Origin of the sequence: Vibrio kasasachensis (assembly GCF_050337565.1) — a bacterium.
Classification (GTDB): Bacteria; Pseudomonadota; Gammaproteobacteria; order Enterobacterales; family Vibrionaceae; genus Vibrio; species Vibrio kasasachensis.
Map to the genome: position 1 here is coordinate 58,973 of NZ_JAKJTB010000010.1, position 20,990 is coordinate 79,962.

The 20,990-nt window shown below is 44.2% G+C and carries 15 protein-coding genes; 4 read left to right on the forward strand and 11 right to left on the reverse strand.

Annotation, left to right across the window (positions count from 1 at the left end):
* Positions 1–25: 25 nt before the first annotated feature.
* The 7 genes from ispG to L4C38_RS05215 form a co-directional block, all read right to left on the reverse strand.
* Complete coding sequence (gene ispG, locus L4C38_RS05185) at positions 26–1,144, reverse strand: flavodoxin-dependent (E)-4-hydroxy-3-methylbut-2-enyl-diphosphate synthase (RefSeq protein ID WP_428796479.1); 1,119 nt, start codon at positions 1,142–1,144, stop codon at positions 26–28.
* An 8-nt stretch (positions 1,145–1,152) separates the two neighbouring features.
* Complete coding sequence (gene rodZ / locus L4C38_RS05190) at positions 1,153–2,127, reverse strand: cytoskeleton protein RodZ (protein WP_428796480.1); 975 nt, start codon at positions 2,125–2,127, stop codon at positions 1,153–1,155.
* A 406-nt stretch (positions 2,128–2,533) separates the two neighbouring features.
* Positions 2,534–3,658, reverse strand: coding sequence for a dual-specificity RNA methyltransferase RlmN (rlmN, locus tag L4C38_RS05195; protein WP_428796481.1), 1,125 nt, complete (start codon positions 3,656–3,658; stop codon positions 2,534–2,536).
* A gap of 186 nt (positions 3,659–3,844) precedes the next feature.
* Positions 3,845–4,273 carry a cysteine desulfurase sulfur acceptor subunit CsdE gene (gene csdE / locus L4C38_RS05200; protein ID WP_428796482.1) on the reverse strand — a complete coding sequence of 143 codons (429 nt, stop codon included), beginning with the start codon at positions 4,271–4,273 and terminating at the stop codon, positions 3,845–3,847.
* 8 nt (positions 4,274–4,281) lie between these two features.
* Positions 4,282–5,091, reverse strand: a complete 810-nt coding sequence (tcdA, locus tag L4C38_RS05205) for a tRNA cyclic N6-threonylcarbamoyladenosine(37) synthase TcdA (RefSeq protein WP_428796483.1) — start codon at positions 5,089–5,091, stop codon at positions 4,282–4,284.
* A gap of 115 nt (positions 5,092–5,206) precedes the next feature.
* Entirely contained in the window at positions 5,207–6,310 is a 1,104-nt protein-coding gene (gene mltA / locus L4C38_RS05210; RefSeq protein WP_428796779.1) for a murein transglycosylase A, read from the reverse strand.
* A 78-nt stretch (positions 6,311–6,388) separates the two neighbouring features.
* A complete protein-coding gene (locus L4C38_RS05215; protein ID WP_428796484.1) occupies positions 6,389–6,817 on the reverse strand; it encodes a DUF2850 domain-containing protein in 429 nt (142 codons plus the stop codon).
* 159 nt (positions 6,818–6,976) lie between these two features.
* On the opposite strand from L4C38_RS05215, the gene argA reads away from it, so the two are divergent.
* A complete protein-coding gene (gene argA / locus L4C38_RS05220; protein ID WP_428796485.1) occupies positions 6,977–8,314 on the forward strand; it encodes an amino-acid N-acetyltransferase in 1,338 nt (445 codons plus the stop codon).
* Between the two features lie 203 nt (positions 8,315–8,517).
* Entirely contained in the window at positions 8,518–8,697 is a 180-nt protein-coding gene (locus tag L4C38_RS05225; RefSeq protein ID WP_428796486.1) for a hypothetical protein, read from the forward strand.
* Positions 8,698–8,752: 55 nt separating this feature from the next.
* Here the strand turns inward: L4C38_RS05225 and recD are convergent, their stop codons facing one another.
* The 4 genes from recD to L4C38_RS05245 form a co-directional block, all read right to left on the reverse strand.
* The gene (recD, locus tag L4C38_RS05230; protein ID WP_428796487.1) at positions 8,753–10,885 is read right to left on the reverse strand and encodes an exodeoxyribonuclease V subunit alpha; all 2,133 of its coding nucleotides are present in this window, start codon (positions 10,883–10,885) and stop codon (positions 8,753–8,755) included.
* A complete protein-coding gene (gene recB, locus L4C38_RS05235) occupies positions 10,882–14,517 on the reverse strand; it encodes an exodeoxyribonuclease V subunit beta (RefSeq protein WP_428796488.1) in 3,636 nt (1,211 codons plus the stop codon). The genes recD and recB overlap by 4 nt, the downstream gene beginning before the upstream one ends.
* A gap of 273 nt (positions 14,518–14,790) precedes the next feature.
* The gene (gene recC, locus L4C38_RS05240; protein ID WP_428796489.1) at positions 14,791–18,246 is read right to left on the reverse strand and encodes an exodeoxyribonuclease V subunit gamma; all 3,456 of its coding nucleotides are present in this window, start codon (positions 18,244–18,246) and stop codon (positions 14,791–14,793) included.
* A gap of 163 nt (positions 18,247–18,409) precedes the next feature.
* Positions 18,410–19,381, reverse strand: a complete 972-nt coding sequence (locus L4C38_RS05245; RefSeq protein ID WP_428796490.1) for a TDT family transporter — start codon at positions 19,379–19,381, stop codon at positions 18,410–18,412.
* A 108-nt stretch (positions 19,382–19,489) separates the two neighbouring features.
* Between L4C38_RS05245 and L4C38_RS05250 the strand changes: the two genes are divergently transcribed.
* Positions 19,490–20,392 carry a LysR family transcriptional regulator gene (locus tag L4C38_RS05250; protein ID WP_428796491.1) on the forward strand — a complete coding sequence of 301 codons (903 nt, stop codon included), beginning with the start codon at positions 19,490–19,492 and terminating at the stop codon, positions 20,390–20,392.
* Between the two features lie 235 nt (positions 20,393–20,627).
* On the forward strand, positions 20,628–20,936 hold the full coding sequence (locus L4C38_RS05255; RefSeq protein WP_428796492.1) for a YebG family protein: 309 nt from the start codon (positions 20,628–20,630) through the stop codon (positions 20,934–20,936).
* Positions 20,937–20,990 lie beyond the last annotated feature (54 nt).

Sequence of the window (20,990 nt, forward strand, 5' to 3'; positions counted from 1 at the left end):
GTAATTTGAATGACTTCGTTGAGATTTATTTCTGCACTTTAATATCAATGCGGTTGCTCTCATCCATGATGGAGGCTTTCGCACGGATCTTTGCTTCTAGTTGGCGAACGAGATCATCGTTATCAAAACGCTCTTTCTGACGTTTGCCATCTTCGTAAAATGCACTTTTCTTATTGCTGCCCGCCAAACCAAGGTGCGATACCTCTGCTTCACCGGGTCCATTAACTACACAGCCGATGATCGATACATCCATTGGAGTAATGATATCTTCAAGGCGTTCTTCAAGCGCATTAACCGTACTGATCACATCAAACTCTTGACGAGAGCAGCTAGGACAAACAATGAAGTTGATACCACGAGAACGAATACGCAATGATTTTAAAATATCAAAACCGACTTTGATCTCTTCTACTGGGTCTGCGGCTAAAGAAATACGGATCGTATCACCAATACCTTCAGCCAATAACATACCAAGACCAACCGATGATTTCACTGCGCCTGCTCGTGCACCACCCGCTTCGGTGATACCCAAATGAAGTGGCTGATCGATTTTCTTCGCCAATAAACGATATGAATCTACAGCGAGGAAAACATCCGACGCTTTCACACTCACTTTGAATTGATCAAAGTTAAGACGATCAAGAATATCGACATGGCGCATCGCCGATTCAACTAATGCTTCTGGCGTTGGTTCACCGTATTTCACTTGGATTTCTTTTTCCAGTGAGCCGCCGTTTACGCCGATGCGAATTGGAATATTGTAATCACGAGCACAATCAACAACTGAGCGAATACGCTCTTCGCTGCCGATGTTACCTGGATTAATGCGTAAACAGTCAACGCCGTATTCCGCTACTTTGAGCGCAATACGGTAATCAAAATGGATATCCGCAACCAGCGGTATATTCACTTGCTGTTTGATCAGTTTGAATGCTTCTGCCGCATCCATGGTTGGAACAGACACGCGTACAATATCAGCACCGACATTTTCCAGTGCTTTAATTTGTGCAACAGTCGCTTCCACGTCTGTTGTTTTGGTGTTTGTCATGGACTGCACCGCAATCGGTGCGCCATCACCAATAGGCACATCGCCCACATAAATACGAGTCGATGAGCGACGTTTAATAGAGGATTCGTGATGCATAATAATATTTAAGGTAAGGTGAATCGGGCTGCTTTGCCTGCAGTATACCCAGAAAGGTCGACAGGTTCACTCGCTAATGTAATAGAAACGTTTTCCGGCGCACCTAAAATGATGTTGTAAGGCTTCTTACCTTCAACCGTTACCGATTCTCCAGCGCCTTTGATGCCATTAAGTATTGTCTTACCCGTAGCATCTTTAACTTGAACCCAACACTCATCATTAAAGCTCAATTGCATGCTGTTACTGTTATCTACATTGGTAGCCACAGTTGGTGCTTGCGTTTGGGCATCAGTTACTGCTGACTCTTGAGATGTCGCCTGCGCACTATTGACTGGCACGGCTTCTAAACTTGGCAACGTAGTGTCACTACTAGTCGAAGGCGTGTTCTCTTCTGCAGCAGGTGTAAACGCTTCATTGTTTGACGCTGGTTGAACTTCCTCAACAGCATAATCAGAAGGCTGAATTGTTCTTTCAATTTCTAGCGGTTGATTGACCGTTTCGGTAACTAGTGCAGCATCGTCTTCACCGGTCAATTCCACCACATCTTTTTGTTGATTTTGCCACCACCAAATTGATGAAATAGCAACAATAACAATCACAATACCCCAAGTAATCGCCATGATGCGACTATCATGCCGCTCACGATTAGTTTTACGTGAGAAGCTTTTCATCTCTTGTTCTTGTGGCGGTTGAGAACCGATACTTTCGTCTAGTGCTGCCAGCACCTCACGTTCATCGACACTGACGACCTTTGCGTAAGAGCGTAAATAGCCACGAGTAAAGGTTGCAACTTGGTCTGGTTCAAATTCGTTATTTTCGATCTGTTCAATCATCGCGACACGTAAGCGCAGACGATCGGCAACCTGCTTTTTAGATAAACCAAGCTGTTCACGCTTTTGTTTAAGTATCGTGCCTGGTTCAAGATGAACGGTCTTGGTCTCAGTGTTCTCTTCAATAACTGGTGTCGGTTGATCTGTATTCATATTGTTGTGTCTCTCGTTTTACTTTAGGTCAACCAGTCTTAGTTATTTTTAGTTAGTAGCCAGTAAAAACCCAATGTATGTAAATTTGTTAACTTGTTTGTCAATTTAGAGGCATCTTGCTAGCAAGATTGGGGTTACGTTCCCAACAAACAGGTTACACCTATTCCCTATCGTTTGTGAAATTATCAGATATTACGCTAAGGGTATAACTGTTAATTCTAATAGATATAAAACATGAAACAACACAATCAGGTTAGATAAATTACAGCAAGCTCAAGGTTTTTCTAAAAACTGACATTTTTTAGTAAGATAAAACCAACAAACTGCGATAAATATTGATTTTTATAAAAATAATTTGCAACAAAAAAGCCAGAGCATTGCTCTGGCTTAATGACTAAATTCATTTTTATAGCGCTTTAATGTCGATTTCTTCGCCTTTCGCGGCTTTTGCCAATGCGGTACGTTTAGTTCGATCAATTACATCACCTACCAATTGACCACATGCAGCATCAATATCATCACCACGAGTTTTTCGTACAGTGACAGTGAGATCATACTGCATAAGCGTCTTTTGAAAGCGATCAATGCGTGAATTGCTTGGCTTGCTGTAAGGTGAGCCTGGATAAGGGTTAAACGGGATCAGGTTTATCTTACATGGCGTATCTTTCATCAGTTCGGCCAACTCACGTGCATGGTCCATGTCATCATTGACATGATCAAGCAACACGTACTCTACCGTTACTTTACCGCGGTTTGCGTTTGATGCCGCTATGTAACGGCGAACAGAAGCAAGAAAATCTTGAATATCCCATCGGTCGTTAATTGGCATGATTTCGCTGCGTAACTTATCGTTTGGCGCGTGTAATGAAATAGCCAAAGCAACATCTACATTTCCTGTCATCTGATCTAAACCAGAGACCACACCAGAAGTTGATACTGTAACGCGGCGCTTAGATAAACCAAAACCTAAATCGTCCAGCATGATATCTAATGCTGGCAGTAGATTTTTCATGTTAAGCAGCGGCTCACCCATGCCCATCATTACTACGTTAGTAATAGGACGACGCCCCGTCTCTTTGTGCAGACCGACCTCGCGTGCAGCACGCCAAACTTGTCCAATAATCTCAGAGACTTTCAAGTTGCGGTTGAAGCCTTGTTGCCCAGTTGAGCAGAATTTACATTCCAGCGCACAACCAACTTGAGAAGAGACACACAAAGTCGCGCGGTCATCTTCAGGGATGTATACTGTTTCAACATCTTGATCACCAACTCGCATCGCCCATTTGATGGTGCCATCTGATGAGTGCATTGCTTCTGAAACAACTGGCGCTTTAATTTCACAACGCTGTTTCAGCTTTTCACGCAATACTTTATTGATGTTATTCATGTTGTCGAAATCATCAACACCAAAATGGTAGATCCACTTCATCACCTGTTCGGCGCGGAATGCTTTTTCATTTAATTCTTCAGCAAAGAATTTACGCAATCCTTGGCGATCAAAATCGAGCAGGTTGATTTTTTCAGCGGTCATGAAGCCTCTCAACAACGGAACTTTATATAAGGGCGCGAATTTTACTGCCTTTAGCCGATGACAACAAGTGTGACAAGGGTCTGTTTTTGCTAAGACATTAAATTTGCAATGATTAAAATTTGAACAACAACTGTGTACTGCTGATAAATCCCGCAAACTGGCGGGATTTAAAGGGAAATACTGCGATTAAGCAGAAACTTGTTTGATCTGTTGCACGATCGCTTTTAAGCCATTACCACGTGAGGGGCTTAAATGAGCAATCAAGCCTAACTGTTCGAAATAGTTATCGATATCGAAAGCTTGGATTTCATCTTGTTTTTTTCCGTTGTAGGCGGCAAGTACTAATGCAATCAAGCCACGTACAATGCGGGCGTCAGAGTCGGCACAAAAATACCACTGACCATCAACTTGCTCGCTGACTAGCCACACTTGGCTTTCACAACCAGAAACAATGACCTGCTCAGATTTCAGTTCGTCTGGCATCACTGGCAGTTTTTTACCCCATTGGATAACTTGGCGATATCGGTCTTCCCAGCCACGCATCGTTTGCATAATTTCAACAATTTGCACGGCGGTAATTTCAGTACCAAATGGGCTTGAAGGAAACGTTGACATAACCACTCCTACTTCACGTGCTTTTGAACAAGCTTTTCAACAATGCGTGATACCGCGACAAAACCAAAGGTTGCTGTAACAACCGTTGCCGCACCAAAGCCACTAGCACAATCCATCCGCTTAGGACCTTCAGCCGTCGCCTTCACACCACACACAGAGCCATCAGCTTGTGGGTATTTAAGTTGCTCCGTTGAAAATACACAGTCGATAGAAAATTTTCGCTGTGGGTTCTTAGGAAAATTATGATGACGACGCAGGGTGTCTTTAATTTTCTTCGCTAATGGATCTTGAATGGTTTTGGTTAGATCCGCCACTTTAATTTGTGTTGGATCCGTTTGGCCACCAGCGCCACCAGTCGTAATCACTTTAATTTTATTGCTGCGACAATACGCCAATAACGCAGCTTTGGCTCTTACGCTATCAATAGCGTCCAATACGTAATCGAAATCTTTCGATAGGTATTCGTGCTGGTTTTCTGGCGTAATAAAATCGTCAATTAAGTTAACTTTACATTCTGGGTTAATCAGCTTAACGCGCTCAGCCATTACTTCTATTTTGCTTTGCCCTACGGTGCCACTCATCGCATGAATTTGACGATTAATGTTAGTCACACACACATCGTCCATATCAATCAATGTTAGTTCACCAACACCAGTACGAGCCAATGCTTCTACAGCCCATGAACCTACACCACCAATACCAATCACACACACGTGTGCAGCACGGAGAATTTCCACTTCGCTGTTGCCATATAAACGGCGAGTACCACCAAAACGTTGGTTGTAATTATCTGAAGCTGGAGTGTCTAATTCACGCATAATTTGAGCCCGTAAATCGGTTACAAAAACAAAGAGTGCGATTTATACGCACTCTTGATTTAAAAGTCTAGGCTCGCTAAACATTATCCCTAAATACGGGTTGCCTGCCCCTCGCCTAGTTTGCCTTCTCTGGTGGCATAGCCCAAGGCGCTTGAGTTGGTGAGTTCTCTAAGCCTAGCTTCCAAACTCGACCAAAATGCTTATAGTGGCCAGCTTCTGTACCCGCTCGTGGTCCCATACCATGATAGAGGTCTAAGTGGTTTTGTTTTACCGCACCGCCGGTATCCAGCACAATGAGCAAACGCAGCTGATGTGCACCACTCCATGTACCATCTGCATTGAGTAATGGTACTTCGGCTAAAATTGGCGTTCCCATTGGTAGGATAGAGCGATCACCCGCTACCGATGCCATTGCAAGTAGTGGGATTCCTGCAGAACCCGTTACTGGTGCATCAGCCCGCGGTGTAAAAAACACAAATGAAGGGTTTTGTTCTAATACTTCACGAACAGTCGCTTCGTCGTTCGCCAATACCCAATCTTTGATCGCTTTCATCGACATCTTTTCGCGTGGTACTTCACCGCGCTCAATTAAGACTCGTCCAATGCTGACATAGGCTCTGTTATTTTTGCCACCGTAAGCAAAGTATTCCAGCGTATCGTCATCTTCAAAATGAACAAAGCCACTGCCCTGCACTTCCATCAAAAACGGGTCTATCATATTAGGCGCGTAACCAAGCTCTAATCCTTGACCGTCTAATGCTCCTGCATAAATTTCAGCACGAGTAGGGCAGTTGGTGTCACAAACGGGTTTTGCATAGACTGGGTATTTGTAGGTTTCATTAGCCTCATGGCGCAGCTCCATAACAGGCGAGAAGTAGCCAGTAAAAAGCACGTTACCTTTTTTATCGCCGCCGCCTAACTGAGCAGTTTGAATGCCGAATGTCATCAACTGACTCGGGTCACCGCTCTCCAGCGCCCATTCACTCAACTTTTCATACAAAGGCTGATAAATTTTCGCCATGGATGGCGATTTTTCTACCACTTTTTCGGCTTGTTTATCAAACTCTGTAAAGTCTCGAGTAGTGTTTGATTCAACCAGCTCCGTTTGATTGAGAGTCGAATCAAACTCTTGGTCAAAGTATTGCTGTGCTCGATCTGTTGGCTGAGCACAACCAAATAGCAACGATGCGGCTGCTAAAGGGAGGAATTTTTTCATTATTTTAGAATCCATTAACACGATACTCCGAGCATGACAAACTCTTAACATCAACGTCAATGTTATCGGAGTGAATGCGTGTTAATTTAAAGAAGTTTTGACAAAAACAGGCTGATAAGCCCCATCGACTTCCAATGTCATTTCATTCCAGTTTTCAAATTCAAATTTGAATCGACGTTCTTGGTTACCATGTTGATACACCAGATAGTCACCATCAAATTGAAAATCGGTATCCACTACCCCACCTTCAATGATGATACCTGATTGATTTACCAACAATCGATCAGCTTGATAATGAGCGACATCTTTCTCCATCCAAGTGCCATAGATAAGCGATTCTGGATGAGCCATTTGCTGATACTTCCCATGTAACAGCACCGCACATTGAATAATAATATAAGTACCGACAATCACACCGAGCCAAACCGAAACCTCCATCCATCTATTTTTGAATGAAAACAATCCCTGTTTTTTTTCCAGTTCCGTTTTATTTTTTACTGTAGCGTTCATAACACTTATGCCTCACGGAAAAATGCTCTATAGCACGCGTGTTGCAAGGTCTCAATGCAATATTGGGGTTATTGGACATCAATTCCAAAAAAAACCTTGCCTATTTCAGAATAAATTTGCACTATAATTACATACTAATTCATCTAAAATGGACTTTCTGTGAAAATACGTAGTACGGCGTTAGTAAAAGGATTTCGTCAATCAACTCCCTACGTCAACGCTCACCGCGGAAAAACCGTGGTGATCATGTTGGGTGGTGAAGCCGTCGCTGATGGCAATTTTAAAAATATAATCAGTGATTTAGCCCTACTACATAGTTTAGGCGTTAAAATTGTATTGGTTCATGGTGCGCGACCACAAATCAACTCTATCTTATCAAACAACTCCGTAAGTAATGCTTATCACAAAGGGACTCGAGTTACTGATGAGCAATCTTTGCCACTAGTTATGCAAGCAGCAGGGCAATTGCAACTTGCAATCACAGCTCAGCTTTCTATGAGCTTGAGCAATACTCCCATGGCAGGCACGCAACTCAATGTTGTAAGCGGAAACTTCGTTATTGCCCAACCACTTGGCGTGGATGATGGCGTCGATTATTGCCACAGTGGACGCATTCGTCGTATTGATATAGAAGGCATTAATCGCATGTTAGAGCAAGGCTCTATTGTGTTATTAGGTCCTATCGCTAGTTCTGTGACCGGAGAGTCTTTCAACTTACTCTCTGAGGAAGTTGCAACTCAAGTGGCAATTAGGCTCAACGCAGATAAGTTGATTGGCTTTTGCTCTGCACAAGGTGTTCTTGATGAACATGGTGAGGTTATCGCCGAATTGGTACCACCTGAAGCTGAACAAATTTTGAAAAAATTTGAACAAGATATCGACCAAACAGATGACAGTTCATCAGGTACATTACGCTTTTTACGCGCTGCAATCACCGCATGCCGTGCAGGTGTACCACGTAGCCACTTGGTGAGTTACAAAGAAGATGGCGCTTTAATTCAAGAGCTATTTTCTTTGGATGGTATCGGAACGCAAATTGTTTACGCCAGTTCAGAACGAGTCCGGGTGGCTAAAATTGATGATATCGGGGGAATTTTGGATCTCATTCGCCCGTTGGAACAACAAGGCATCTTAGTTCGCCGCTCACGCGAACAGCTTGAACAAGAAATTCACCAATTCACGATTGTCGAAAAAGATGGGCTGATCATTGGCTGCGCGGCGCTGTACCCCTATGTACAAGACAGCATGGCAGAAATGGCTTGTGTAGCAATTCACCCTGAGTACCGTGATGGTAACCGTGGTCTTATTTTACTCAACCACATGCGCCAGCAATGTAAACAACAGGGTATTGATCAGTTATTTGTACTAACCACTCACAGCTTGCATTGGTTTAGGGAGCAAGGGTTTTATGAAGTTGGCGTCGAGTCTTTGCCTTCGCAGAAAAAAAACCTATACAACTATCAAAGAAATTCGAAAATACTCGCGATTCGGACCTGAATTCAGCAAAGCAATCAAAAAAGGACCATTTTGTTATAGTACTTTAGTCTAATGCTGCAATTATGCGCTTTATTTCACGCCTATAGTTGTATAAAATTCGCTCGCTTTCAAATAAGCATGATTGGAATCACATTAACTAGCTATGCTAGACCGCACGGAATGCTTTAAGTAGATATAAATAACGTCAACTAAGAGCTAATATAATGAAAACCGTAATTTGCAACTCACTACAAAGCTTTTGGGATATGGCAGAAAACGAACTGCTAACGGATCTTAATGTCCATTGCGTATTTCCTGTCACCGATAATTTAAAAAGCTTCATCCTCAACTGCCAAGCACAATACAAAATCCGTTACATCTCATTTACTAGCGTATTTAACTAAGTTGTCACCTTCGCTTTGCCAACGATGACCAAGGATGGTTTTTAATCTTCGCTCTTTACCCTTTTAGCCTCTCAACCAAACCACTGGCTCTTTCTGTCATCACTTTGATCCCACGCTTTACCACTTCCGGTTCCGCATACAGCGCTAAACGCTTTTTAGCTCGCGTGATCCCCGTATATATAAGCTCACGAGTTAAGATCGGGCTGAACTCTTTAGGTAAAATCATTAAGGTAAATTCAAACTCACTACCTTGAGATTTGTGAACTGTCATCGCATATGCTGTTTCATGATCGGGAACACGACTCGGCAGAACAGATTTCACGCTGGAATCAGGCAACTCGAAAAACACTTTTAAACGCGGTTCTTCTAACGAATCATCCCAAATACAAATACCGATATCACCATTATACAAACCCAATGCATGATCATTGCGTGTAATCATGACAGGTCTACCGTGATACCAAAGCTCATCTTGCGTTTGAATAAGGTTACGAGCGACCAAAGCACGTTCGATGCGTTGATTCAAACCTGTCACGCCAAAGTCACCTTCACGTATTGCACACAGCAAACGACACTTTGCAAACGCATCTAGACCGGCTTTAGCCAACTCGGTTACCGATTCGATCTGCCCGTTTTCTGGGTGCAATTCTCGTTTGGCAATGCGTTTTAAGTAACCGCTGTACTCAGTTACCATGGTTTGAATCAACTGATTATAGTGCTGCATATCCAATCGATATTGCGCGATATCGTCAAAGCCTCGTTGCCATACCGCATCAAGCTTGAACGCAGAACCAGAGTTAACCGCTTTCGCTAATTGACCAATGCCAGAGCGTGCATCAAAACGGTAGCTCTTTTGCAGCATACATAAGCTATCACCAACTCTGCTGCCCTTGCTATGACTCTGCGACAAACTCGTGTAGCCTGATAGTTGGGCGATCAACTCGCCTTGCTGCGCACTGTAACCATATTGATTAAATGAACAAATATCGCCTAATATTGCCCCCGCTTCTACCGACGCCAATTGGTCTTTATCACCGAGCAAAATCAAGCGAGCGTGTTTCGGTAATGCATCGACTAGCTTATACATCATGGATAAATCCACCATGGATGCTTCGTCCACCACTAAAATATCTAAGTGCAGAGGGTTAGCTTGATTGTGGCGAAACTCGGCACTATTCGGCAACGCACCCAGTAAACGATGTAAAGTACTTGATTCAGTTGGGATCGCCGCTTTAAGTTCAGGGCTCACTGGCAGTTGGTCAACGGCTTTACCAATCGATTCAGTTAGGCGCGCGGCAGCTTTACCTGTCGGTGCCACTAGCTTGATGGTTGGCATGCTGCCAGCGCTCTGAGATTGCTCAATCAACGCCGCCAACAACTTAGTTACTGTCGTTGTTTTGCCCGTACCTGGACCTCCTGAAATCACAGCAAAACGCTTAGTTAGTGCAATCGCAGCCGCGACTTTCTGCCAGTTAACACACACAGCCTGAGGAACGAGCTCATCTAGCGACGACAGTTGCTCAGCGCGTGACGCTTGTAATAAAACTTGCTCTATCGCGTTCCAATCGAACTGACTATCATCAACCACATCCAAATGATCACACACCATTTGCTGCCGCTGAACTTGAGTTAAACCACCTGATTGCGTGGCTTTACTTAGTGCCGAATACAAAAAGTGATAGCTACGGGCAAAGAGATGATCAAGTAACTCTGATAGCTTTTGTACTTCTGTAGGCTTTAAGATCACTGGTGTCCCAAAGCTCACTAATCTCTCTGCTAAGGTAACTTCGTAATGCCAATATCGATGTAAGTAAACTCGCTCACCATCAAACACGAGTGGTAACGCTTCTACCTGATTTGCACTGTCTTGACTAACATAAGATTTCGCCACCCAAGCCGATTGAGTTAACAGCGTTTGCCAATCAATCGGCAGTAATCGTTGATTAATCTCTAATGCCGCCTCACCAAACACACCCAATTTTGCAGCCAGATCTGTCGGTTGCGCCTGCGCATCTCTTAACGGCAAACAAATATGTCCTTTACCCAACTCACTACTAACAACACCCGCTATAAACGCCAACTCAGCGCTTTGCGATTTACTGAAAATAAAGCGAGCAAATTGATAGTCAAGCTGACGGATTGAGCCTTTTTGGGCTAAGCGTTGTAAGGTTTCGAGTAAAATCTTCATAGATCTAGCACCATTTGTCCGGCTGAGTTACCACACACATCAATTGTCTCACCATCAATCAGTTGGTCTAATTCGCTTAAAAATTGCAGGGTTGGTTTGGCGAAGAAAATACCATGCTCCCCTTCGCCATCCAAGCCACGTAAAAACAAATAATAAGCACCGCCGAAATGCTGTTCATACGAGTAATTCGATACTCGGCTACGCAGAAACCTGTGCAGCGCGAGCGCATAAATTTGATACTGGAGATCATAACGATGATCCGCCATCGCATGGCTCAAAGCTTCACCATGATAGTGATAAATGTCGTCGCCAAGATGATTCGATTTCCAGTCCAATACATAGTATTTACCTTGGTGTTCAAAGACTAAGTCTATGAAACCTTTCAACATACCTTGCACCGTTTGAAAACCTAAATCCCCTGCTTTCGCTGACAGTGGGTCGTTACGCTGAATAACTCGGTTAAGCTCTGCCGAAGCAAGTACTTCAATCGGCAGTAGGAATTCCATCTCAACCAATCGTTGTGAAGCACTCTTCTGATTCAATCGTAAATCTTTACCATCTAATGGCGTAGCTAATACTGTATCCACCAGTTGCTGTAAGATTGGTAGCCATTCAAGGTCGAGTTGTTCACTCTCCATTAACGTGAGAATTTTTTGCTGATTACCTTCACTATTGGCAGGCTCAGTAAACTCCACTTCTTCAAACAGTGTGTGTAAGAACGTACCGGGTCTCGCACCACGCGGGAAAGTAAAAATTGAACGCTCTGGCTCAACAAGCTCTTGCTCATCTTGCTCTTGTGATGAATCGACATCCAATCTAAGCAGATCACTCGAAGCGTCATCGCTCAAATATTGTGAGGCATGGTGTGAGCCTTGCTTGATAAGGCCAGAATAACTCGTCATACGCCAACTGCGGTCTATCTCCTGCCCTAACTCACGTGCACATAACGTTTCAATCACAGGGTCATTGGCGACAAAAGACTGTGGGTGTAATTCCGGCACCCCGCTCGATTCAACGCAGTTTAAGCCTTTGGTATGTTTATCAATCGCAGTGGTTAAATCGCTGATACTACCTGCTTGACCGTTTTGCAATAAATAACCCATTGCGCTGTTGTGCACACCGGTAGGCTCTTTGGTAGAGCGACCATTTCGCAGTGGCGCTGCACCAATAAAACAACCGTAAACGGCACGGGTTAACGCCACATAAATAAGGCGTAAATCCTCGGCTAAACGTTCTTTATCTGCTTGCGCAAGAGCCTCTTGGTTGTGAGTAATGTCTAAAATAGTTTGTTCGGTTTGCGCATCGTAATACTTCGCTTCGCTTGCCTCGCGATAGCTCAAAACAAACGGCAAGAAAACCAGATCATATTCCAACCCTTTCGATTTATGGATAGTAACGATCTGCACCAAATTTCGTTCCGACTCTAAGCGCTGAATTTGATCATCACTGCCACCTAACCCATTTTGGGCATCGCTAATGGCTTGCGCTAACCAGCGTAATAAACCGTGGTCACTGTCTAGCTCACTGCTGGCTTGCTGCAACAACTCGCCAAGGTGCATTAAATCGGTCAAGTTGCGTTCGCCACTCTCCTCTTCAAGCAGCCTCTCAGCAATATGACGTTTACTCATCACCGCGCGTAGCATCGGCAATACACCGCGTTGAACCCATAATTTCCGATATTCTTTAAACTCGTTAACGGCGTTTTCCCACGCGGTTTCATCGTTATTCAATGCATCCAAACTGCCTGCATCAAGGGCAAACAACTCAGAAGCTAGGCTCGCTCGTAACGCACGATCATTTTCTGGGGTTAATACAGCTTGCAGCAAGCGTTGAACATCTTGCGCAACTAGGGCGTTGAAAACACTATCTCGGTTAGATAAATAAACACTGGCAATCCCCTGTTTAGCAAGTGCCTGCTTAACCATGCGACCTTCGTTACCAGTACGCACCAATACGGCAATATCTCCCGCTTGAATCGCGTGCTTGCCTTTTGCGGTATTAAAGTGTGCTGCATCCTGCTGAGATGCGCTTAAAATCGTCTGAATTTGATTCGCCGTCGCTTGCGCCATTGCATCTAAATACACGCCTTTCGCTAGCGGTTTGTCTTCCGCTTCTTGTAACCAGTATGTCAGTGCTGGTTGCGTGTTGCCGTTAAGTTGCCAAGTACGTAACTCAGCAGTAGGGCTCGCTGAGACCGGGAGAAATGGAATATCTTGATCGTAAATAAAGGCACTATCTGCTAGAGAAAATACTTGGTTCACAGCCGCGACCATATCAGCACTGGATCGCCAGTTGGTACTCAGCGTGAAATGTGATGAAACCTGGTTTCTCGCTTTGATATAGGTAAAGATATCTGCGCCACGGAAACCGTAAATCGCCTGCTTTGGATCGCCGATCATAAACAAGCCACATTCAGGGTTTTGTAGATAAATGCGGCTAAAAATGCTGTATTGCAGAGGGTCAGTATCTTGGAATTCGTCGATCATCGCGACAGGATATAATTGGCGAATCCTTTGCGCTAATAAGCCCAACTCATCAGCGTCTATTGCCGCTGAAAGATTGGTCAATAAGTCATCAAATGATAACCATTGTTTTTGTTGCTTAGCTTTCGCCAACATTACCCGACATTGCTCAATCGCATGTGCCAACAACGGTGCTTTTAAACTAATTGGCTGAGCGATGAAAACTTCAATCGCCACAAAAACATCGTGTTGTGGCGCGCTTCCTTTGGGGGTTTTATCCAGCAGAATATTTTGTGCGAATTTCTCCAATTGCTCAGGAAAATCATAACCAGTGGTTTCACTGCCCGCCCACGATGTCACTACCTCAAGCCAAGCAGGTAGTGATTTTTTGCTGTAGCTGCGTTTATTAACATCCGAGCTTGAGATCAAAGCGAGTAGATCTTGCTGACAATCACGCCACAGCTGCTTTAACTGATCAATTTTAGCTAGGTTCTCTTGGTGCAACGCTGCTAAATCACCTTGCATTGCCGGCACAGATAACTGCAATGGTACGCCAGTTAGATAACCGGATACCTCTTTAAGTAATGCCGCTGGTGAGCCCCAAATTGATCTAACTTCACCGGCTAATTTTAAGGGCAATGGGTAGAAATTTCGACGCCAGTAATCCGCTACGATCTGCGCTTTCAAGTGACTTTCATCAGTGACAAATTCGTTATCAAAACGGCTGCCTGACTCAAACGCATTTTGAGTTAGCATTCGCTGGCAGAAGCCATGAATGGTATAAACGGCTGCTTCATCCATTTGTCGCTCTGCTTGCAGTAAAATCGCTGCAGCTTGCTGGTGGTCACTAATTTCAGATAGCAACGGCTTAATCACTGGATCACCGCTTTCACCACGCGCAAAAGCAATACGCGCATCATGGATTCTCGCACGAATACGGTCACGTAATTCTGCGGTTGCCGCCTCGGTAAAAGTTACCACTAAGATTTGATCAACGGTAAGCGGCGTTTGATGACGTGTTTCTTCACTGCCATGACCGAGTAATAAACGCAGATACAAACCAGCGATGGTAAAGGTTTTTCCTGTACCAGCCGAAGCTTCTATCAAACGAGCACCATGCAATGGAAACTTCATGGTATCTAGCGATGTGACAACCGACAAAGATGTCATAACAATCAAACCTTTATGTAACTTTTAAATCAAAAAGATCACATATCTCATCGTGATCTAACCCTGATATTGAATTTTTATTGGCGCTTTTCGACAGCCACCCAAAGTTATGCGACGGGACTCACAGAACATCAAACGGTTAGGCTTTACTATCCGCGTCACGAGTTCAGCAAGCGACTATGCTTGACTGCTAACCAACCGAGTAATGGTCCCTCTGACCTGTGGCCGTACAGTAAACGCCCTACACATTAATAATGATTTCCTGGCGGCCACCTACTTTTCCTGTACATCATTTGCTTCTTGCATGTTTAGCCTTGGCGCTTGAATAACCAATGCAGCTAAATGACGAACTTCTTGTGCTAACGACTCATTCCATTGCGGCCAAATACGCGCGATATACGGATCATTGCCTTCGCCTTGGCTAACAAAACCATCGTTAAATACCTCTGCCATTTTTTTCAACGACTTCTCTTCATCATCAGCCCATGCTCCGCCACGGCTAAAGCCAGCTTCAATTGATGCCAAGGAAGTTTTAGGTATATAGGCTAGTGGCTTAGTCATTCCTTGATAAAACAATCCAACTAACTCTGAAAGTAAACTCTGTGCCTGTTGGCGATCTTCCATTGGCGGGTAGATAAGATGAACTACCCCCTCTTTACGATCATAACCCAGCATATGGGTACGCTTTGCTATTCCCATCGCTGACATCGCTAAATGATCTATCCATGCGGATAAATAATCTTGAGCGCGGATCTTGCCGCTGCGGTAACGAACCAATCCTGATTGGTAGTTCTGTGTTAGCCAACCTTGAAGGCAAACTGGCTTATCGTCCCCCAAAACATCCACATTCAGTTTTATTTCAACGTCATCACTCGGCGAATGACAGATAAAGCTTAGCGCTTCCACCAATTGTTCTGCTTGTATTCGATTGGTTTCAAATTCGATATCACCAAACGCAGCAACCGGCAATTTTCCTTGCGCTCTTTGTTCAGCAACAAAGCGTTGCACAATCGGATCTGAATCCCCTCCGGTTGAGAGCAAGTTATTGAGTAGTGCATCGCGCATTTGATAGCTTTCTAAGCCATTAAGAACGAATGGCTCGTCATCAGGCAGTATTGGCAATGGTGGCTCAAAAATGACTTTCAAACGACGATTGAAAAAATACTGAACGGGTAAACGCCAAAAGCGTTGTAACTCGACCATATCCAACTCAAGTGGGAAAGTCGCATCAAGCAAATAGTCACTCAACTCACGATTAAACTCACCACTGCGCTGACCCTGTCGATTTGCCGCGGGTAACCACTCTTTAGCATAACTTGCGTGAGCTAGATTAAATGCGGCAGGGCTAAAAGGCACCATGGTGTGATGGCGATGTAAATGCGCCAGCAATACATCACCCGAGTCATCACAACTCATCTCTTCATTACCGTCCAAGCAGTAATTTTGGTGGCAATATTCCATCAATTCAGAGATTAATACTGAAGGCACTCGCTCAGTGTTATCTTGGATGGAGCGCCCAACATAACTGATATACAAATTTTGCTGCGCAGACAAGATTGCCTCAAGAAAGAGGTAACGGTCATCATCACGACGGGAGCGATCGCCTGCTCGGGTTCGACCATTCATTAAATCAAAACCTTCCGGCGGCATTGAGCGTGGGTAGACTCCATCGTTCATCCCCAACAAGCACACGGTTTTAAACGGAATCGAACGCATTGGCATCAAGGTACAAAAGTTAACTTGTCCGGCTAAGAATCGCTGGCTGACGCGTGTACCCGACAATTTATTATTTAAATACTGGGCAATAATGCTCGGTGCTAATGACTGTTCAAAAGCGGCATCATGCAGCTGCTCCTTCAAAGCAGTTAACGTGTCGCGAATCGATTTAAGCGCTACTTCCCCTTCCAATTCGACACTGAAAAAGTCATCTAACATGGTGGTTAGTAATTTGCGCCAGCTTTCAATATTCTGTGTTTGAGACAAATGGTGGCGATAGTGACTCACCGTTTCAATAAAGTGTGCCAACTTACCTGCCAACTCTGCACCCATGCCTTGTACTTCATTGTAAGGTGCAAGTGTTTGTTCACCGTCATAAAATAACCCCGCCGATTCTGACATTGCATAACCTAACAACATTCGCTCAATGCCAAACTGCCAAGTATTTTGCTCGGTAGCGGGTAAATCAAATTCAATGCCCGTTGTTGGGTTTAATCCCCAGCGAATACCCGACTCTTCCACCCATAATTTAGCTTGTAAGAACTCACTTTCATTCAAACCAAATCGACTCAAAATCGTCGGTGTTTCTAATAGCTCCAGTAGCTCTGAAGCCAGACAACGTGTATTAGCAAGGTTCACCAATTGCATGAATGCTGCCAATATAGGGCTTTCTTGATCCGCGGTTCGGTCAGAAATGGAATAGGGAATAAAACGCTCACCCGGTGCATTACCAAATACCGCTTGAATCGCAGGGCTATAGGCGTTGATATCAGCCACCATTACAATCACATCACGCGGCTTTAGATTGGGATCGGCATCAAACATCGCCAGTAACTGATCATGCAGCACTTCCACTTCACGCATAGGGCTATGACAAGCATGCAGAGTCAATGAGTGGTCACTCGCTTCAACTGCTTGTTTGTGATGGCTAGAGATGAGCAATTGGTCATCTTGATGCTCTTCCAGATTGAGAATATCTGCTTGCAATTGGTGCAGTAGCGAATCACGCTCAATCTCGACAAAGGCTTCGATTTCATGGGATTCCAGCTGCGACAGTAAATACATATTATCGCGACCAAGTTTCCCCATGGAAGCCAGCAGGCTGTTGCCCACCACATCGGTGTGCAGCTCATCATCAAGGTTGTCTTCGATAGTGCCTTTTAGCTGCTCACTTTCACCTTCAATTTGTGACTGCTGATCACGCCAAACCAGATGTTTACGCTGCTTCGCGGCAAGTTTCGCGAGAAATTTTCGGTCTCTAACCTCCCCCCAATAATAACGACAAGGGTTGGTAAACATCAGGTGTACATCGATGTGCTCACCCAATGCTTTGAGCGCATCCATATAACGTGGGGGAAGTGATGAAATACCAAATACAAACAAGCGCTGTGGTAATTCGTCCAGCTTACCTTGATAACTTTCGATGCTATCAATGAAGTGCTCGTACAAGTTCGCTCGGTGGTAAGGAGACTGGTCTAACGCTACGGTGTGATCGTACAAGGCTCGCCACAAAATCGGCTGCCAAGGGTGTTCATCACCAATTTCAGCCACTACTTGTCCGGCTTCCCAGCTTGCAATCCACTCCGGACGGTACACCAAGTAGCCATCAAAAATATCGGCGATTTTCTCCGACAATTGGTACAGCTTGGAACTGTCGTGATCGTCGGTTAAATAACGTTGAAGAGGTGCAAATTCAGGCTCATCGAGCAAGCTAGGTAGAATCTGCATCAACTTCCAACCCATCGACTCTTTATTAAACGCACTGCGTTGTGGAACATCAGGCAAAACCTGAGTAAACATGTTCCAAATAAAAGTCGCAGGAAGGGGGAATTCAATGTTAGCCGCCACACCAAATTCTTTGGCAAGCGCCATCTTCAACCATTGAGACATACCTGGGCTTTGAACCAGAATTTGCTCTTTATCAAATGGATTCTCAAGCGGGTCAATTTTGACTAGCTCAACAAGCAGAGATTTAAGAACATCAACTTGATTGGAATGATAAACAGTAAACAAAATGCACGCTCAAATGGTTTGCTAAGTGAGCCTGAGATTAGCATATTTGATGGCGTTGTACCGCTGAATTTGCTTGAGTTTTCACTAGATTGACGCTTCTTTGTTCGTTAAAAAAACACCATTTCCCACTGCGACTTTGACGAAATATAGTCATTTTACTCAATCACTTATGTTTACGCATTACGACTTTATGTGGTTGATAAAAATGGAAATATCGTGCTGCCACGTAACCAACTACCAATGTAGCTATCCAAAGCTCGGCAATGGCGAGTAGATGCACTTGAGATACGTAATACTCGGAGATATTCATATCGACCATCCACGCACTAAATTTAAATAGTGCAGTTGAACTAATTACCATTGGGAAAGTAAATGCCGCGAAGCCTGCATTAAATGGTAAACGAAGCAACTTAATCAATGCCAAGTAGATCACCACTGTCATTAGCACTGCAATGCCAAATAGTGCACTAATAATAACTGGCGAGGGAGCGGCGGTAACGCTTAAGTAACCAGCCAAAGAGAGGCTTGCCGGTGCCGCCATAATGGCTAAGGTTGGTTTTGCTGTATCAGGAATTTCTGAAGCAAAGATCAAACGGTAAATCATTAACGGCAGCATCACGGCATAAGCTACCAAGCCAAATATAAGCGTACTTTGTGCCACTAGTGCCAAATGCGGATTACCAGAAAACGAAACGTCTGCAACCACGATCCCCACAGGAGGAACAAACCAACTTGGCACCATATGATGAAGTTCGAACTGTTTAGCTCGGTGGTAAATAAAAGTAACTAAAAATACGATATGCAGACCGACTGCAAATGACCAAAGCACATCCCCTGCAATTGGAAACCATAGCGACACTGCATTCGATACCACCATAGTTGCCATGGCAAACGTTGGAACAACACTACCCACCACTGGATGAGCTAAGTCTTCCGCCAATAGGTGACGATGAAATAGAAACTTAACCGTTAAAACTACCAGTAGCAGCGAAGCAATAACGGCACCAATTAATTGTCCATAACCATTAAGCGGGGCTGCATTCTCCCAACACCATCCTAGGCTTGCAATACCAAGCGCAAGACCTGCCATTGGCGTTGGCGCGCCGAATACTTTTTCTTTTGTCGCTTTGATCATGGTTCACACTCTTCATATTCTTTGTTCTGACGCTGATTCTACGCTTGTGTTTTGTTTAGTTATATCTAATTATTTAGAACATAAGTTCAATAATACTAAACACAAACTATGGCTATTAATATCTCACTAAAGCAACTCAAAGTGTTTTCCACTATCAATCACTATGACACTTTGACTGAAGCGGCTGAAGCGCTTTTTTTATCCAAAGCTGCGGTAAGTATGGCGTTGTCTGAGCTAGAGAAACAACTTGGACACTCATTATTTGATCGCGTCAATAAACGCCTTGTCCTCAATCAAGAAGGGATAAAGCTTTTGCCCTTGGTTGATGAACTACTTCACCGCGTGCAAGATATTGAACTAGTACTTGAAGATGATTCGATACTCACAGGGCAACTGCGCATAGGGGCGAGTGATACGATAGGCAATCAAGTCGCGCCCTATTTATTGAGTGATTTTCGCCTGCAAACCAATCACCACGCACAAAGCTTGTTTATTTCCAATTCAGCGCTTATTTGCCAGAAGCTTGTAGACTATGAGCTCGATTTAGCCTTGATCGAAGGTAAAACGCTGCATCCGGAGCTGATCTCCACACAATTTAGCCAAGATGAAATGTGCATTATATGCAGCCCAAACTCGCCACTAGCCAAACTAGCAACACCAACGGTAGGTGACCTCGAAAACAGCGACTGGATCTTACGTGAACCTGGCTCTGGCTCTCGGGAGTTTTTCCTCCGCGCTATCGCGCCACGCATCGAACAATGGCAAGAAGCATTTCAGCTTAATACGACCGAAGCTTTAATCAACTGCGTCTCAGCTGAGCTCGGGCTTGCTTGCCTTTCTCGCTTAGCCGCTAAAGCTGCGATGGAAGATGGTCGTGTCGTCAGCATTGAACTACCACTGGATATGAAACGTCGCTTCTGGCTATTGGTACATAAAGAGAAATATCAAAATCCACTACTCAAAACCTTTATCGATTACTGTTACCAGTGGGATAGCCAGCATAGAAGCTGAGCAGTTGGCTGGCACTTAGGTCGCACTTTGAAACTTTATATTTACCCAAAGCACTTGGAGTTGCAGGTAGGCAACCAGCGAAAAAAAGCCTCTGAGCATAGACACACTACGTGATGAGGTTTTTGAGTGCCAGTAACACAGCTGCAGCTTCAAGTGGGAAGGGTATAGACTTCATTGGTCAAAAACTGTATAAAAAGCCAGTAATCAAACATTCATTAGAGCTAGAGGAATAACCATGGCTGTAATCGTTAAGTATGTGGTGGAACGCAACGGAGAAGAGAAAATGACTTTTACCTCTAAAGCTGACGCTGACGCATACGATAAAATGCTAGATATGGCAGACGAGCTTTTCGGACTATTGAGTAAAAGTGACTTGCTGGAAGACGAAGCGAAGCAAGAAGACTTGGCTATGTTCTTAGCGCAAAACAAAGAAGAAGTGCTTTATGCACTTGGTGCGAAACGTCGCCCTGCGCCTAAGAAAGCGAAAAAAGTGGAAGCAGTTGCAGACGCAGCAGAAGAAACGGCACAAGAAGACGCTGCTTAAGCCGTTCTTTTCGTTCTGATAAAATGAGAAAACCGAGGCTACTGCCTCGGTTTT